Source organism: Clostridium sp. AF50-3 (assembly GCF_003477445.1).
In the GTDB taxonomy this organism is placed as follows: Bacteria; Bacillota; Clostridia; order Lachnospirales; family Lachnospiraceae; genus Otoolea; species Otoolea fessa.
Genome location: NZ_QUDH01000050.1, coordinates 1 through 1066, shown reverse-complemented (window position 1 = coordinate 1066; position 1066 = coordinate 1). Strand labels below are relative to the sequence as shown.

General features: G+C 49.0%; 1 protein-coding gene and 1 pseudogene. Both read left to right on the top strand.

The genetic code is table 11. The features are described 5' to 3' along the window. Positions 1-245 precede the first annotated feature (245 nt). Positions 246-389: a hypothetical protein gene (locus DW085_RS19370; RefSeq protein ID WP_009274458.1), complete on the top strand. Its 144-nt coding sequence runs from the start codon at positions 246-248 to the stop codon at positions 387-389. A 187-nt stretch (positions 390-576) separates the two neighbouring features. Then, positions 577-1066 (top strand): annotated as a pseudogene (locus DW085_RS18750) (MobA/MobL family protein); the annotation flags it as partial.

Here is a 1066-nt window from a genome sequence, read left to right as displayed (position 1 = left end):
AAGGCTCCTCGCCGGAGGGCTGTGATTTTCCGCAGTCATGGTCTGCTTCAAATCAAACAGGGGACGCTACGCTTCCCCTGCGCTGGCTGCCGCCAGCTACCCTTTTGTGTACTTGCCATCTGGGGACACCTTGCGTTGCAAGCTGTTCCCAGCCGACAAGTTTCATAAAATATGCTATCTTTTCGATAGCCAATGAAGTATAATGAAGATGACAACAAATCGGCATTTGTAAAGGAGGATTTACAATGAAGAAAATTGGATTAGGTATTGCAATACTACTCTTTGCCATTATAATTTCTCTTTGCTCATCAGGAATGGGGCTGCTCGTTATCGGAATTGGGATTGTAGGATTGATTTTTTCAATCATAGGATTTATAGAACGCAAGTAAAATAACTTCCAGTTTGTCAGCTTCACATCGGGTCAACTTGCCCCGAACTTTTACAATTAAATACCCGCCGCCCACATAGCGGCACACCGAGCAGGAAATCTGAAAAAGGTCTCCTGCTTTTTTTCTGCCCAAAATGAGGTGGTAAAACGCCACCCCGTCCACCAATTAGCGAAAGGAGGGACACGAAATGCCCTGTCCACACAACGAAATCACGATTGTTCAGCGCAGCCAGCGGCAGTCTGCGGTTGCCGCCGCTGCTTACCAGAGTGGCGAAAAGCTGTTCTGTGAATACGACCAGCAAGTGAAGCACTACCCGGAAAAGCGTGGTATCGTCCACAATGAAATCCTGCTCCCGGCAAATGCTCCGCCGGAGTATGCAGACCGCAATACCCTATGGAACGCCGCCGAAGCTGTGGAAAAACAATGGAACTCCCAGCTTGCAAGGAGGTGGGTGCTTACCATTCCCAGAGAGATACCGCCTGACCAGTACGCTGTCCTTGTCCGGGAGTTTTGTGAGCAGCAGTTTGTTTCCAAAGGATGATTGTTGACTTTGCCATCCATGACACTTATCCGCCGGGACACAATCCCCACGCCCATGTCATGCTCACTATGAGGGCAATGGACGAACATGGAAAATGGCTTCCCAAGAGCCGCAAGGTTTATGACCTTGACGAAAA